The sequence below is a fragment of the Marinobacter shunpengi genome (assembly GCF_045449695.1).
Lineage (GTDB): Bacteria > Pseudomonadota > Gammaproteobacteria > Pseudomonadales > Oleiphilaceae > Marinobacter.
Genome location: NZ_JBJJKZ010000012.1, coordinates 389,164 through 403,896 on the forward strand (window position 1 = coordinate 389,164; position 14,733 = coordinate 403,896).

The 14,733-nt window shown below is 55.9% G+C and carries 15 protein-coding genes; 6 read left to right on the plus strand and 9 right to left on the minus strand.

Annotated elements, in window-relative coordinates:
* Nucleotides 1-65 precede the first annotated feature (65 nt).
* On the plus strand, nt 66-512 hold the full coding sequence (locus tag ACJO2E_RS08365) for a YybH family protein (protein ID WP_406963421.1): 447 nt from the start codon (nt 66-68) through the stop codon (nt 510-512).
* A 196-nt stretch (nt 513-708) separates the two neighbouring features.
* On the opposite strand, the gene ACJO2E_RS08370 is transcribed toward ACJO2E_RS08365, so the two are convergent.
* Nucleotides 709-975 carry a hypothetical protein gene (locus ACJO2E_RS08370; RefSeq protein WP_406963422.1) on the minus strand — a complete coding sequence of 89 codons (267 nt, stop codon included), beginning with the start codon at nt 973-975 and terminating at the stop codon, nt 709-711.
* A gap of 128 nt (nt 976-1,103) precedes the next feature.
* Here ACJO2E_RS08370 and ACJO2E_RS08375 point away from each other — a divergent pair, with 128 nt between their 5' ends.
* The 4 genes from ACJO2E_RS08375 (at nt 1,104) to ACJO2E_RS08390 (ending at nt 3,421) form a co-directional block, all read left to right on the plus strand.
* A complete protein-coding gene (locus ACJO2E_RS08375) occupies nt 1,104-1,370 on the plus strand; it encodes a hypothetical protein (RefSeq protein WP_406963423.1) in 267 nt (88 codons plus the stop codon).
* A gap of 178 nt (nt 1,371-1,548) precedes the next feature.
* On the plus strand, nt 1,549-2,550 hold the full coding sequence (locus ACJO2E_RS08380; RefSeq protein ID WP_406963424.1) for a hypothetical protein: 1,002 nt from the start codon (nt 1,549-1,551) through the stop codon (nt 2,548-2,550).
* Nucleotides 2,551-2,553: 3 nt separating this feature from the next.
* Nucleotides 2,554-2,907, plus strand: a complete 354-nt coding sequence (locus ACJO2E_RS08385; protein WP_328184501.1) for a hypothetical protein — start codon at nt 2,554-2,556, stop codon at nt 2,905-2,907.
* A gap of 223 nt (nt 2,908-3,130) precedes the next feature.
* Nucleotides 3,131-3,421 carry a hypothetical protein gene (locus tag ACJO2E_RS08390; RefSeq protein WP_406963425.1) on the plus strand — a complete coding sequence of 97 codons (291 nt, stop codon included), beginning with the start codon at nt 3,131-3,133 and terminating at the stop codon, nt 3,419-3,421.
* A gap of 234 nt (nt 3,422-3,655) precedes the next feature.
* Here ACJO2E_RS08390 and ACJO2E_RS08395 read toward each other — a convergent pair whose 3' ends face one another.
* From ACJO2E_RS08395 to ACJO2E_RS08425, 7 genes are all read right to left on the minus strand, one after another.
* Complete coding sequence (locus ACJO2E_RS08395) at nt 3,656-4,561, minus strand: DUF4435 domain-containing protein (protein WP_406963426.1); 906 nt, start codon at nt 4,559-4,561, stop codon at nt 3,656-3,658.
* 2 nt (nt 4,562-4,563) lie between these two features.
* Complete coding sequence (locus ACJO2E_RS08400) at nt 4,564-5,982, minus strand: AAA family ATPase (RefSeq protein WP_406963427.1); 1,419 nt, start codon at nt 5,980-5,982, stop codon at nt 4,564-4,566.
* 269 nt (nt 5,983-6,251) lie between these two features.
* A complete protein-coding gene (prpF, locus tag ACJO2E_RS08405) occupies nt 6,252-7,430 on the minus strand; it encodes a 2-methylaconitate cis-trans isomerase PrpF (RefSeq protein WP_406963428.1) in 1,179 nt (392 codons plus the stop codon).
* The gene (gene acnD, locus ACJO2E_RS08410) at nt 7,427-10,039 is read right to left on the minus strand and encodes a Fe/S-dependent 2-methylisocitrate dehydratase AcnD (protein WP_406963429.1); all 2,613 of its coding nucleotides are present in this window, start codon (nt 10,037-10,039) and stop codon (nt 7,427-7,429) included. The genes prpF and acnD overlap by 4 nt, the downstream gene beginning before the upstream one ends.
* A gap of 162 nt (nt 10,040-10,201) precedes the next feature.
* The gene (prpC, locus tag ACJO2E_RS08415; RefSeq protein ID WP_406963430.1) at nt 10,202-11,332 is read right to left on the minus strand and encodes a bifunctional 2-methylcitrate synthase/citrate synthase; all 1,131 of its coding nucleotides are present in this window, start codon (nt 11,330-11,332) and stop codon (nt 10,202-10,204) included.
* A gap of 34 nt (nt 11,333-11,366) precedes the next feature.
* Nucleotides 11,367-12,257, minus strand: coding sequence for a methylisocitrate lyase (gene prpB, locus ACJO2E_RS08420; RefSeq protein ID WP_406963431.1), 891 nt, complete (start codon nt 12,255-12,257; stop codon nt 11,367-11,369).
* A 40-nt stretch (nt 12,258-12,297) separates the two neighbouring features.
* Nucleotides 12,298-12,978 (minus strand): GntR family transcriptional regulator, encoded by a 681-nt coding sequence (locus ACJO2E_RS08425; RefSeq protein WP_406963597.1) that lies wholly within the window; start codon nt 12,976-12,978, stop codon nt 12,298-12,300.
* Between the two features lie 294 nt (nt 12,979-13,272).
* Here ACJO2E_RS08425 and galU point away from each other — a divergent pair, with 294 nt between their 5' ends.
* Nucleotides 13,273-14,121: a UTP--glucose-1-phosphate uridylyltransferase GalU gene (galU, locus tag ACJO2E_RS08430; RefSeq protein WP_406963432.1), complete on the plus strand. Its 849-nt coding sequence runs from the start codon at nt 13,273-13,275 to the stop codon at nt 14,119-14,121.
* Between the two features lie 51 nt (nt 14,122-14,172).
* Here galU and ACJO2E_RS08435 read toward each other — a convergent pair whose 3' ends face one another.
* A complete protein-coding gene (locus tag ACJO2E_RS08435; RefSeq protein ID WP_406963433.1) occupies nt 14,173-14,589 on the minus strand; it encodes a helix-turn-helix domain-containing protein in 417 nt (138 codons plus the stop codon).
* Between the last annotated feature and the right edge of the window lie 144 nt (nt 14,590-14,733).

Genomic DNA, 14,733 nt, shown 5'->3' on the forward strand with positions numbered 1-14,733 from the left:
CGCTGTCGAAAAGGCATTCCCCAATTCGACTCATGGATGAGTCTATCTAACCAGGGAGCCCGATCATGAATATCGAAACCACCATCAAAACCCTCTCACAGCGCTGGATGGAGGCTGCTGCCAACAATGACCTGGATGCGGTCATGGCGCTGTATCACACTGACATTCGTTCGTTTGATGCCATTCTTGCCTTGCAGGTGGAAGGGGCAGCGGCGTACCGGGAGCACTGGGGAAAATGTATGGAGTCCTGCCCCGGCGATCCTTTTTTTGAAATGTACGATCTGAAGGTGGAGGCCTCCAATTCGCTGGCAGTGGCTCACAGCCTGACCTATTGCGGGGCGACGTTAGATGGCGAGAAACAGGGTGGCTGGATGCGCGGCACCCAGGTGTGGCGTCGGGATGGTGAGCAATGGCGGATCGTGCACGAACACTTTTCCTGCCCGTTCAATCCGGAAGACATGTCACTGATCATGGAGTGGCAACCGAGCCATGACCCGGTTCGGGTCAATTAGGGTCCGGTCCGGGTAATTCGTTAACCGACTAATCCACTGAGCGCCTTGAGAGCAAGGCGCTGTGGCGAAAACCGCTACTCGATTTCGAAGGGGCTGTCAGGAACGAACCGCAATGGGGCATCCTGTTTTCGCCAAACGACTACCTGGACCGACGACGATCCACGGCCTGACGCCCCCACTTCCCCCGACTTACATCCTACTGACGGCTGCCAGGGGCCAGATGTGGTGAAAATTCGTGATCTAAACCCAAACCTGTCGCCAAAAGCTCATTCTCGCCGATTGGACTGAACTCCCAGCCCTTCGCCAGGTTGACGGTATCGGCAGCACTTGGTGTCTTACCAAATTCCAGATTTTCAAGCCCTCCCTCAGGGGGCCCCATATGGGATGTTATCGAACAACCGGTGAGGAACAGAACGAACGCGCCGGGCAAGATCAGGCGCATGCCTATCGATATCACTTTCATCGCAGCCTCCGTATCCGCAAATAGAGCACAGTGATTACGCCTGTCCGTCTCTCATTCGTTTTTCTCACAGCCTTTCTTGCTTTTGTGTGTCTTGACAGCTTTACAAAGGGGGACGCTCTTCAGTCTATATGATTATCTGGAACTGGTGGATTACACCGGGGCGGATCATCAATCCCAACAAGCGCGGACACATACCGGAACACCAACCGCCCATCCTGAAAAGACTCGAACTCAGTACCAACGGATGGCTTGCCGAAGCCGCTGAGTTCGAAGAACGGTACCAGGACAACCACCAAAAGCTTCTTCTTTTAGCTATGCCTGACTCTAATCTTTTCATGGTCACGATGACCGTTTTCCCGGTCAGAAGACATCTCGTCAAATCACCGTTACGTTGAGGCAGGAGGTTGCCGGACGTAGATTGGTGTGGAATACTTTCTACGGTTCGTAGACCGGACCAGAGACGTTGTCCGAACGTTCGGTTCAGGGCATACGGCATCAGGACGCTTCTATTTCAAGATTTATAGTAGTTCTCTGAAATAGTGCAATTTCAAGGATAGATACAGGAGCCTCGCCATGACGGATATCGTCATCCCCCGACACTCGTCCACCCTTTCTGATTTTTGTGAACCCTCAGCAGCCCTCGACGACTACGCGAGAGCTCGTCAAGCGATGTTTGGCTGTCAATCCGTATCCAAGGACTATGCCTACTGTCTCGCGATCGATCCGAGCCCGCAGGATCAGGCGGTCAGCAATATGCTTAACAGCCTACCCGAGAAGTCCAGACAGCGGCTTGGCTGCTGCGTGGACCAGCATGGGCAGGACACGGTTCGGTTGGCGTTATTTGTCGAGTGGGTTCAGAGTCAACTAAATCCAGACAATGCCAGCAGTACCAACTCGGCTGCCGGTATGGGAGCCACGATTCTTGGTGCCAGGACGAACAGTTTTATGAATGCGCTGAGTCAGTACCAGGAGGCGCTTGTAAAGCTGAACGAGTTCTCCCGAGTGGGACGAGGCCCTGCTCAGACGAAAGCCCAGTTGAGGCAAAACGTTCAATCGACCTACGAGCGGCTTAACCGTTACTTCCAGCAAGAACTACAACGACTGGCTCCGGGTTCTGACTTTGGCAAGAACAAAGGTACCGCGATCACCGGAGCCGATCGCGGTGTCACATTGGCTGAACGGCATAAGGGACGTGGGATTCATGTCGCCGACATGCATGAAGGCCAGGCTGTCAGCCGTTTTTCTCAGGGCCTGCAATATGCCGGACGTGGCATCATTGTGGCGGATGTGGGATTCAGGGCCAACAAGGTTTACCAGAGCTACCGGAATGAGGAAGAGTGGGAGCGGGAACTCGTTGCGCAAACCGGCGGTCTGGCTGGCGCCACCTCAGCAGGGTTTGTCACTGGCAAAACGGTAGCCATGACTATGGCCCGAGTCGCATTAGCAGCCACACCCTGGGGATGGGCGCTGATGATTGGCTCCGCAGTTGCCGTTGGTGCTTACGCCGCGTATCAAGCTGACGAGCGTGGCCAGAACCTTTTTGGAAGAATCTACGACTACTTTACGGGCGACTGACGCATGGATGGAGAGCTCATATTTGCATTTGTGTTCGCCGGATGCCTGCTAACGGTCATGGTTTCCTGGCTGGTTTTTGGCCGTTTGTCCATGGCGAGAATCGAGAAAGCCATCATGGCAGAAGGCAAGCCCCGTCCCTGCCCGTGGGATGGGGTTGGCGGGCGGCTGGTATGGTACGCATACGCTGTCGCATTACCAGAATTTTTCTTTACTGATGTAGACAACCGTCAGCTCAAAACATCGGATGTAAAGCGATATACAACGAGGGCTGACCGGCTCCGGGCATGGGTGTTCATGGTTGCTGGGCATGGCTTCGTGCTGTTGGTATTCGCTGCCGTGATCTTTGATTTTGGGTGAGGGTCAGAGCCTGAACACCCCCCCCATCAAGGTGATAGCTCGGTTGTCTCGGGGACAGGCATTCTCGATCTTTTCGAGCTGCATGGCCTATGTAGACCTGAACCCGGTTCGAGCAGCCATGGCAGAAACACCGGAAACGTCCAACTACACCAGTATCCAGGAACGAATAGCTCCCAGGTTCAATCTGCCAGAAGCGGTCCAGTCCCAAGGTGAACAGCTCTTTTTGAAGCAATTCCGCCTCCCCGTCAAACCACTACTAAACTTCGAGGGGGCGGTCAGAAACCAACCGCAACGGGGCATTCTGTTCTCACTGAACGACTACCTGGAACTGGTGGATTACACCGGGCGAATCATCAATCCCGACAAGCGTGGACACATCCCGGAGCGCCAGCTACCGATCTTGGAAAGACTCGGCCTGAGTACCGAGGAATGGCTTGCCGAAGCCACTGAGTTCGAAGACCGATTCCACGACAACCGGCGGGCTCACCTGGACCGACGACGATCCGCTGGCTGACGTAACGCCTCTCCCCTGACTTACACCCTACTGGCTACTGCCAGGGACCGGACGTGAGTAAGATTCGGCGAAATTCAATGATTTTCTAGTAAACCTGTCGCCAAAAGCTGATTCCCACCGATCGAACTGAGTTCCCTGCCCTTCACCAACCACCAAGGACACCGGATGAAGCTTTCTTCTTAGTATGTGCCTGTCTCTTGCGCTCGTTCATGGACAACAACCGACAACAACCGATTAGATCGAAAGAATGAACTCCTTTAAACCTTCAGGTAATGGCGACCGGCTTGCCAAGGATCGCTCGGACATAGTTGCTCTATTAAATTTTATATTCTCAGCTCTCTTGAACGGAAACGAGCCACATCGCCGAGATGAGGCCAAAAAATCTAACCAAGTCAAGAAGAACAATAACATGTACTTTCCTCTATAACTTTTCATAGGGTTCTCGATATCATTGAAGTCTTTCATCGCAGAGTCTATTTCACGCTCGGGAGCGCTGTTCGCCAATGGAATCAGATCGTTGACAGTATTTGAGTTGTATAATCTTTCAACAGCGTCGACCTTTATATTCACGAACCGATTAATCCTATTCTCTAATCGCCCTCTATCTAACCCATATCTTGCCGCAAGAAAGATCCTAAAATTGGCGTCTGCCATTGCCTCACAAAAATCGGCTGAAACTTTTTCATATAAGTCTCGAACATCTTGAATAGCTTCAGGTTCAGCTGCACATTCAAACTCGTCAGTTAATATGGATACTAAAACCTCACAGGTTACTAAATAATTTTCAAATGAGTACGCATCTAAGCAGAACGTATCCTTGGTATTAGGATAGCCTCTAAGTCCATCAAAATCCCTGTCAAGAAAAAAATAGAGCGATGAAAAATCGGAAGAGCTAGAATTATGGACCGATTCCCTAAACTCTAACACCTGCGCCTTTCCCTCTCCTGGTATACACTTGTAATGTAGGTCGTTATCAATACGGTTTATCCACGTTTCGTACGGCCCCACATCAGTCTTACCCTCATATATAAAAATAGGTGATTGCCTATCCCCAGAACGGACAGTTAAAACTTTGATCTTTAAAACCGACGACCGCTTTCTAGCTTCTCGCACATGCTCGACATAATATTCCGAAGACATCTTTATTCCTTTACTTTTGCCTTTCTTGTAATTTTTAACGGCGCCCCATAAGAATCTAATTCATTATCAAAAATAAAAGGGGAATGAGTAATAGCCAAAAGCTGCTTACAAGATGGAGCGGCAACCATATCTACGAGAATCCTTTGCTGCCAATCTATAGACAGAGACAACTCCGGTTCGTCGACTAATATAATCTTGTTAGAAGGGTAAAGAAATAAGTAAGAAAGCAACGAAACAACTTGCTTTTCACCTGAAGAAAGATCGTTCAACTTGACCTCGTCAGAGGTCCATTTATTGATAACAGCAATCCTCATGCTTTCCGGATCGTAGTTAAAGGTTTTTACATCACTTGTACTCCCTAAATATGTATTTGCTTTGCTGACAAAATTCTCTATCGTAGATTCTAGCTGCTTCGTCTGGTTAACCACTTGGGACAGCTTTGATAAGAAATACATTAAGGTATCCCTATCCCCGCCATCATCATAATCTTTCTTCTCGTATATCTTTTGAATCCTATCAAAATAGCTATCGCCCATCGGCTTAGAGCCACCTATCCGAGAGAAAAATAGCTTCAAAGTTTCCAGCTCAGGTAACTCTGAGAAATCAGGTTTCGATCTTTTTGCTTTTCCTGCAAGAAGATCATCAATAATATTCGCACTGATCTCACGGTAACCAGTATTCGTTCTTCGTTGCACATCCTCTGTCAGAGCGGCCAATCTATCCTCAACATCAGAGAGTCCATAGTTCATTTGGGACCTGATGGCAGGAGAATGGCCTATCCTCCGCCTGGATAGAGCAAGACCTCGTTTCCTTGAATTTCTTGCTTTATCTTTCTCAAAAAGCTTTTCGATCCTCCTATATGTCGGTAAGTATAGTATTTCAATATCACCAATCGCATGCTTAATATTTTTTGCTACTGCACGTGTTTCGGTATCAATAGATGAGTCAAACTGCTCAAGTGCTTCAGAAAAAAGCTCATGTATCGTATCCCAATGCCATGGTGAGTTCGCAAACAGTTCTTGGCCGATAGCTGATCGACGCACACTACTCATGTCATCAGCGTCAAACTCTGTGGTAATGTAAGCTACAATGCTTTCCTCGTCTGAATCGGAAAACTGTAGAATGTTTTCAATAGCCTCTATTCCTACAGAAGAAAAATTTTCTAAATTCTTTTTCTTAAGCACTATCTCTTCGTCAAGATTGTAGAAGACGCACCGCATCTCTTCGAAATCTATAGCTCTTAAATTATGAAACTTGCACGTCAAAAACGAATGTAGCGCCGACAAAATAGTAGTCTTACCAGCGCCATTCTCCGCAATAACTATTCGTACAGGTGAATCAAAATCGATAACAACGTCTTTATAGCCGTGAAGGCCAATAATCTTAAAATTCTTGATTATCGGATGATCATTGGTATCCATTATAAATCCTCACTTTAGACTCCCTACATTCCCCGCCAGCGGCAAACTTCGTTATTAAGAACTATATATACAGTAAGTTATAGCCGGTACCAAATTCTTATATTGACAGGAAGAATATGAAAATGATTGTAAGATCCATTTTCACTAGTTAACCAAACGTTAAGATATCCCACCAAAACCCACACCGCAAACACAAAAAAGCCGCCAAGAGCAAAATCCAAGGCGGCAATCACATAAAGAGCCCAATTCCAAATAATTCAGCTCGCGAACTAAAACGAATCCCCAGGCACCCTAACCCAACCTTCCATAAGCACCCGAGCACTACGACTCATAACAGCCTTCTTCGCAGTCCACTCCCCATTCACCAGAGAAGCCTCAGCCCCAACCTGCAACGTCCCGGAAGGATGCCCAAAGGTCACAGATGTGCGATCCCCTCCCCCGGCGGCAAGATTCACTAGTGTCCCAGACACTGCAGAAGCTGTGGCAATCGCCACAGCCGCCGTTCCCATCATCGCGTGGTGAAGCTTGCCCATGGACAGGGCCCGGACCAGCACATCAATGTCGCTGGCCTTGATCTCTTTGCCGGATGAACTGACGTAGTCCTTGGGCGCAGAAACAAAGGCTACCTTGGGGGTATGCCCCCGGTTAGCGGCTTCCTCCGGCGTCTTGATCAGTCCCATCTTCACCGCTCCGTGGGCGCGGATGGTTTCGAACATAGCCAGAGCTTCCGGGTCGCCGTTGATGGCCGGTTGCAGCTCAGTGCCCTGGTAGCCGATGTCTTCGGCGTTGACGAAGATGGTCGGTATTCCGGCATTGATCATGGTGGCCTTGAAGGTCCCCACACCCGGCACTTCCAGCTCATCCACCACATTTCCCGTGGGGAACATGGCGCCCTCGCCATCCGCCGGGTCCATGAACTCCACCGCCACTTCCGCCGCCGGGAAGGTGACGCCGTCCAGCTCGAAGTCACCGGTTTCCTGCACTTCGCCGTTGGTCATGGGCACCTTGGCGACGATGGTCTTGCCGATGTTGGCCTGCCAGATACGAACGGTGGCTATGCCGTTGTCCGGTACCCGACTCTTGTCCACCAGGCCGTTAGTGATGGCGAAGGGGCCGACGGCTGCCGAGAGGTTGCCGCAGTTGCCGCTCCAGTCCACGAAGGCCCTGTCGATGCCCACCTGGCCGAACAGGTAATCCACGTCGTGGTCGTCGCTCTGGCTCCTGGCCAGCAGCACGGTCTTGCTGGTGCTGGAGGTGGCGCCGCCCATGCCGTCGATCTGTTTTTCGTAGGGGTCGGGGCTGCCTATGACGCGCATCAGGAGTTTGTCCCGGGCTTCGCCGGGTTGCTGACAGCGTTCGGGGAGATCTTCGATGTTGAAGAAGACGCCTTTGCTGGTGCCGCCTCGCATGTAGGTAGCGGGGATTTTTACTTGCGGTGCGCCGCTCATGCTGCCCCCTCAGACTCCAGGAAGTCCTGGGCGAAGCGTTGGAGTACGCCGCCGGCCTTGTAGATGTCCACTTCCTCGGCGGTGTCCAGGCGGCAGGTGACCGGGACCCGTTCGGTGTCGCCGTTCCTGCGGTGGATGACCAGGGTCAGTTCGGCGCCGGGGGCGGCGGTGCCTTCCACGTCGTAGGTTTCGGTGCCGTCGATAGCCAGGGTCTTGCGTGTGGTGCCTTCCTGGAACTGCAGGGGCATCACGCCCATGCCGATCAGGTTCGTGCGGTGGATGCGCTCGAAGCCTTCGGCGACGATGGCTTCCACACCCGCCAGTGCCACGCCCTTGGCGGCCCAGTCACGGGAGGAGCCCTGGCCGTAGTCGGCACCGGCGATGATGATCAGCGGCTGCTTGCGTTCCATGTAGGTTTCGATGGCTTCCCACATGCGGGTGACCTTGCCTTCCGGCTCGATGCGGGCCAGAGAGCCCTGCCTGACGTTGCCCTGCTCGTCCCGCACCATTTCGTTGAACAGTTTGGGGTTGGCAAAGGTGGCGCGCTGGGCGGTCAGGTGGTCGCCCCTGTGGGTGGCGTAGGAGTTGAAGTCCTCCTCCGGCAGGCCCATCTTGTGCAGGTATTCACCAGCGGCGCTGTCCATCAGGATGGCGTTGGACGGCGACAGATGGTCGGTGGTGATGTTGTCCGGCAGCACCGCCAGCGGGCGCATGCCCTTGAGGGCCTTTTCGCCCACCATACCGCCTTCCCAGTATGGCGGGCGGCGGATGTAGGTGCTCTGGGGGCGCCATTCGTATAGCGGTTCGCTGGCCGCCTGTTTATCCCGGGTCAGGTCGAACATGGGAATGTAGGTGTCGCGGAACTGCTGCGGCTTCACGCTCTGTTTGACGATGGCGTCGATCTCTTCATCGTCCGGCCAGATGTCTTTCAGGGTGACCGGGTTGCCGTTCTGGTCGTGGCCCAGTACATCCTTCTCGATGTCGAAGCGGATGGTGCCGGCAATGGCGTAGGCCACTACCAGCGGCGGCGACGCCAGGAAGGCCTGCTTGGCGTAGGGATGGATGCGACCGTCGAAGTTGCGGTTGCCGGACAGCACCGCCGTGGCGTAGAGATCACGCTCCACCACTTCCTTCTGGATCACGGGATCCAGGGCACCGCTCATGCCGTTGCAGGTGGTGCAGGCGTAGGCGACCACACCGAAGCCCAGGTTTTCCAGCTCCGGCAGCAGGCTGGCTTCTTCAAGGTACATCTTGACAGTCTTGGAACCTGGCGCCAGGGAGGATTTCACCCACGGCTTGCGGGTCAGCCCCAGCTTGTTGGCATTGCGGGCGATCAGGCCGGCGGCCACCATGTTGCGGGGGTTGCTGGTGTTGGTGCAGCTGGTGATGGCGGCGATAATGACGGCGCCATCCGGCATCTTGCCCTCTTCCTCTTCCCATTGACCGGCTATGCCGCTCTCCGCCAGCTTGGCGGTAGGCAGGTGGGCGTGGGGGTTGGACGGGCCCGCCAGGGTGCGCTCCACCTTGCTCAAGTCGAAGGTCAGCACCCGCTCGTACTCGGCGGTCTTGAGGGCATCCGCCCACAGGCCGGTATGCTTGGCGTACTTCTCCACCAGCGCCACCTGATCGTCTTCACGACCGGTGAGCTTGAGGTAGTCGATGGTCTGGTCGTCGATGTAGAACATCGCGGCGGTGGCGCCATACTCCGGAGTCATGTTGGAGATGGTGGCCCGGTCGCCCACGGTCAGGCTGTCGGCCCCTTCGCCGTAGAATTCCAGGTAGGCGCCTACCACCCGTTCCTTGCGCAGGAACTCGGTAATGGCCAACACCATATCGGTACCGGTAATACCCGGCTTCAGCTTGCCCTTCAGCTCCACGCCAACAATGTCTGGCAGGCGCATCATGGAGGCACGGCCCAGCATGACGCTCTCGGCTTCCAGACCGCCGACGCCGACGGAGATAACGCCCAGGGCGTCCACCATGGGGGTGTGGCTGTCGGTGCCCACGCAGGTATCCGGGAAAGCCACGTGCCTGCCCTCGCCGTCCGGACGGTTCTGGATCACCGGCGACATCTTCTCCAGGTTGATCTGGTGCATGATGCCGTTACCCGGTGGAATCACATCCACGTTGCGGAAGGCGGTCTTGGTCCAGTCGATGAAGTGGAAACGGTCGTCGTTGCGGCGATTCTCGATCTCCCGGTTCTTCTCGAAGGCGTCCTTCTCGAAGCCGGCGTGCTCCACCGCCAGGGAGTGGTCGACGATCAACTGGGTGGGCACCACCGGGTTCACCTTGGCGGGGTCGCCGCCCTTCTCCGCGATGGCATCCCGCAGGCCGGCCAGGTCCACCAGGGCGGTCTGGCCCAGGATGTCATGGCACACCACCCGCGCCGGGTACCAGGGGAAGTCCAGGTCCCGCTTGCGTTCGATCAGCTGCTTGAGGGAGTCCGTCAGGGCATCCGGATCACAACGGCGCACCAGCTGTTCCGCCAGGATGCGGGAGGTGTACGGCAGCGTGTCGTAGGCGCCGGGCTGGATGTCTTCCACAGCCTGGCGGGTATCGAAATAGTCCAGATCTGTGCCTGGGAGGTGCTTGCGGTACTTCGTATTCATTGGAGGTCTCTCGAGAATCTGTGTTCGTTTTGGTCCCCTCTCCCCTGGAGGGAGAGGGTTAGGGAGAGGGGGAAAATGGCGGACTCTGGTGTAGGTCGCTCCACCCTCTCCCCGGCCCTCTCCCCTCAAGGGAGAGGGGGCGTAAGCCTCCTCCATCCAAGTTTATGGACGCTCATCAATGGGCACCCACTTGGAATCCGCCGGGCCAGTGTAGTCGGCACTGGGACGGATAATCCGGTTGTTGGCACGCTGCTCCTTAACATGGGCCGTCCAGCCAGACACCCGGGACATCACGAAGATGGGGGTAAACAGCTCCGTGGGAATGCCCATGAAGTGATAGGCAGAGGCGTGGAAGAAATCCGCGTTACAGAACAGCTTCTTCTCCCGCCACATCACTTCCTCGCAGCGCACGGACACCGGATAGAGCACGGTGTCGCCCACCTCGTCCGCCAGCTTCTTCGACCACTGCTTGATGATCGCATTGCGGGGATCGGACTCCTTATAGATGGCGTGACCAAAGCCCATGATCTTGTCCTTGCGCTCCAGCATGCCCAGCAGGCCCTTTTCCGCCTCGTCTGGAGTCTGGAACTTCTGGATCAGTTCCATCGCCGCCTCGTTGGCACCGCCATGCAGCGGGCCACGCAGGGTACCGATGGCGCCGGTCACGCAGCTATGGATATCCGACAGCGTGGAGGCACACACCCGGGCATTGAAGGTGGAGGCATTGAACTCGTGCTCCGCGTACAGGATCAGGGACACGTTCATCACCTTCTCGTGCAGCTCGCTCGGCTTCTTGCCGTGCAGCAACTCCAGGAAGTGACCGCCGATGGAGTCCACGTCGCTCTCGGTCTCAATCCGCACGCCTTCGTGGGCGAAGCGGTACCAGTAGGTGATGATGGACGGGAACACCGCCAGCATGCGATCGATCTTGTCGTCCTGCTCACTGAAGTCCTGTTCCGTCTCCAGGTTGCCCAGCATGGAGCAGCCGGTACGCATCACGTCCATGGGGTGGGCGTCTTTGGGAATCTGCTCAAGCACGGCTTTCAGGGCGTCCGGCAGGCCGCGCAGGCTTTGCAGCTTCTGCTTGTACTCGTCCAGCTCCCTGCGGTTGGGCAGCTTGCCCCGCAGCAGCAGGTAGGCGATCTCCTCGAACTGGGCCTTCTCCGCCAGGTCGGCAATCTCATAGCCTCGATAGGTCAGCCCGGCACCGGACTTGCCCACGGTACACAGGGCGGTTTCACCAGCTACCTGACCACGCAGGCCAGCGCCTCCGAGTTTCTTTGCTTCAGCCATCGTTGCTCTCCATCAAACTGTTGTCGGTATCGGTTCAGTTCTTTTTCTGGGCGAAGAGTTCGTCCAGTTTCTGTTCGAAGTCATGGTAGTTCAGGAAGTCGTAGAGTTCGGCACGGGTCTGCATGCTGTCCACCACATCCTTCTGGTCGCCTTTCTCCAGGATATTTTCGTACACCATCAGGGCCGCCTTGTTCATGGCCCGGAAGGCGCTTAACGGATACAGCACCATACCGGCACCCGCGTCAGCAAGCTCGGCCTTGTTGTACAACGGAGTGGCGCCAAACTCGGTGATGTTGGCCAGGATGGGCACGTCCAGGGCTTCGGCGAAGGCCTTGTAGTCGGACAGCTCATGGACCGCCTCGGCAAAGATGCCGTCGGCGCCAGCCTCAATACAGGCTTTGGCTCGATCGATAGCCGCCTCCAGCCCTTCCTTCTGGAAGGCGTCGGTGCGGGCCATGATGAAGAAGTCGTCGTCCTGGCGGGCATCGGCGGCGGCCTTGATGCGGTCCACCATTTCCTCCTTGGAGACGATTTCCTTGTTGGGACGATGGCCGCAACGCTTCTGGGCCACCTGGTCCTCGATGTGGATGGCGGCGACACCAGCACGCTCCATCTCACGGATGGTGCGGGCAATGTTGAAGGCGCCGCCCCAGCCGGTGTCGATATCCACCAGCAACGGCAGGTCGGTAGCGGCGGTGATGCGGCGGGCATCCTCCACTACATCGTTCATGGTCGTCATGCCCAGGTCCGGCAGGCCAAAGGAGGCGTTGGCCACACCGCCACCGGACAGGTAGATGGCCTGGTGCCCGACCCGCTCCGCCATCATGGCCGAGTAGGCGTTAATGGTGCCGACAATCTGCAGCGGCTGGTTCTCTTTCAGCGCCTTGCGGAAGCGGGCGCCCGGGGACAGTTGTTTCTGGGACATGGGGGTTCCTTATTCATTGTATGCGGATGATCGGGTCTGCTCAGAAGGTGATTTCACCCTCGCTGATCTTGCGTTCGATGTTCTGCCGGGCGGCATTGATATGGCGCTTCATCAGGAATTCCGCCAGCTCGCCGTCCCGCTGGGCAATGGCCTCGACTATGCGGCGGTGTTCCCCCAGGGCGCGGTGCGGCCGGCCACTGGAGGTGCTCAGCCGGTATCGATACATGCGCACCATGTAGTAAAGATCACCCAGCAGCATTTGTGCGAGTTTGGCGTTGCGGCTGCCGGTGGCAATGCGGTAATGGAAGTCGTAATCGCCTTCGGCCTGGTAGTAGGCCTGGCCATGGGCTTCCTCGATCATGGTTTCGTGGGCATCGAGGGTGGCCTGCAAGTCGGCAATCTCCTGGTCGGTCATGCGCTCGGCGGCCTGGCGGGCGGCCAGGCCTTCCATCACTTCGCGGATGCGATACAGCTCCATCAGTTCCTCGGCGCTGATGGAGACCACCTTTACACCAGCGTGGGGGCGGCGCACCAGCAGGCCCCGGGATTCCAGCCGGCCCAGTGCTTCCCGCAGGGGCCCACGGGTCAGGTTGAAGCGGGCACACAGCTCCACTTCACCGATCTTTTCACCGGGGGACAGATCACCTTTGACGATCGCCGTTTGCAGACAATCGAAGGCCTCGTCGGCACGGGTCAGGGACTGTGGGAGGGCGGTGCTCATATTCATTGTCGACAATCCATGCGAATACTGTGGGAAAACTACGCCTGACGACCATTATTGTCAACAATTATGACCTAAAGTACCCGGCAGTTTGTCAACAACAGCCTCGGCGCACCAGCTTTGTGCGTAATTGCCACTGCCCATAGAATACGCCCCTTCGCCAATCCATGGAGAAACCGTAAAATTCCCATAACCCGCTGATGTTTCCCTTTGTAACGGTATCTTGGTTACACTTGGCATGCTTTCTGAGTGCCACACCTCACCTTCAGGAAACTGACACTAAGGACGATATCGATGATCAAAAAATGCCTCTTCCCCGTTGCCGGCTATGGAACCCGCTTCCTGCCCGCCACCAAGGCCATGCCCAAGGAAATCCTGCCGATTGTCAACAAACCCCTGGTGCAGTACGGGGTTGAGGAAGCCTCGGCAGCCGGCATCAATGAATTCGGGTTTGTCACCGGGCGCGGTAAACGGGCCATCGAGGATCATTTCGATATCAGCTACGAGCTGGAGCACCAGATTGCCGGCACCGGCAAGGAAGATCTGCTCACCTCCATCCGCGACCTGATCAACAACAACACCTTTGCCTTCACCCGCCAGAACGAGATGAAGGGCCTTGGCCACGCCATCCTCACCGGCCGCAACCTGGTGGGCGACAGCCCCTTTGCCGTGGTGCTGGCGGACGACTTCTGCGTGGTGCCGGAAGGCGAGGACGGTGTGCTGGCCCAGATGGCCAAGCTGTACAAGCAGTTCCGCTGCTCCATCGTGGCCATTGAGGAAGTGCCCAAGGATGAGACCCACAAGTACGGTGTGATTGCCGGTGAACCCATGAAGGACGGCCTGTACCGCATCACCGACATGGTGGAGAAGCCGTCACCGGACAAGGCCCCGTCCAATCTGGCCATTATCGGCCGCTATATCCTGACCCCGGACATCTTCGAGATCATCGAGAACACCAAGCCCGGGAAGAACGGCGAGGTGCAGATCACCGACGCCCTGCTGGAACAGGCGAAAAACGGTTGCGTACTGGCCTACCAGTTCAAGGGGCAGCGCTTTGACTGTGGTTCCATCGAGGGTTTTGTGGACGCAACGAACTACGTCTACGAGAACGTGTACAAGAAGAACAAGGAAAAGAAGAAGTAACAGCGGGCAAAGAGCGGCGCGGCCTCGGGCTGCGCCCTGCCCCAGGCAGATTCAGCGCCCCAGTAGCTGAAAGATCATGCGCCGGTTTTCGTCCGTGCTGTTGCGGTACCGGCGCAGCAGTTCCGCCTCTTCGTCCGTGGGCTGTATCCGCTGGAACTGGCGTTCAAGCTCGTCCAGGGCTCCGGTCAGCTCATCAGTGTTGGAGAACGCCAGCCCGGGTAACTGAAGCTGCCCGGGGTTCACCATCATTTCCGGGTCCAGCAGTGCATCCAGTGGTACGTCCAGGTGCCGGCACAGGTCGATCAGCTCGTCCACCGCCGGATAGAGGCGCTGGCGCGCATCCACATGCTCCCACCGGGTGACCACGGCCAGGTCCACATCGCACAGTTCCGCCAGGTCACGACGGGACAACTGCCTGGCTTCCCGGGCTTCTTTGAGTCTCTGCCAGAAGGTTTCCATGTAGCGCATGCGGGTTACTCCTGCCGATAATCCGGCCCCAGTTTCCGCCCGGACGAAGGGCGACGACTTCCCACTTTATCCTTTACCGTGGCGTTCCGCGATAACCCGGTCAAGGTTCCCGGCCATCGGCGGCCACAGGCCTTGATTACAACC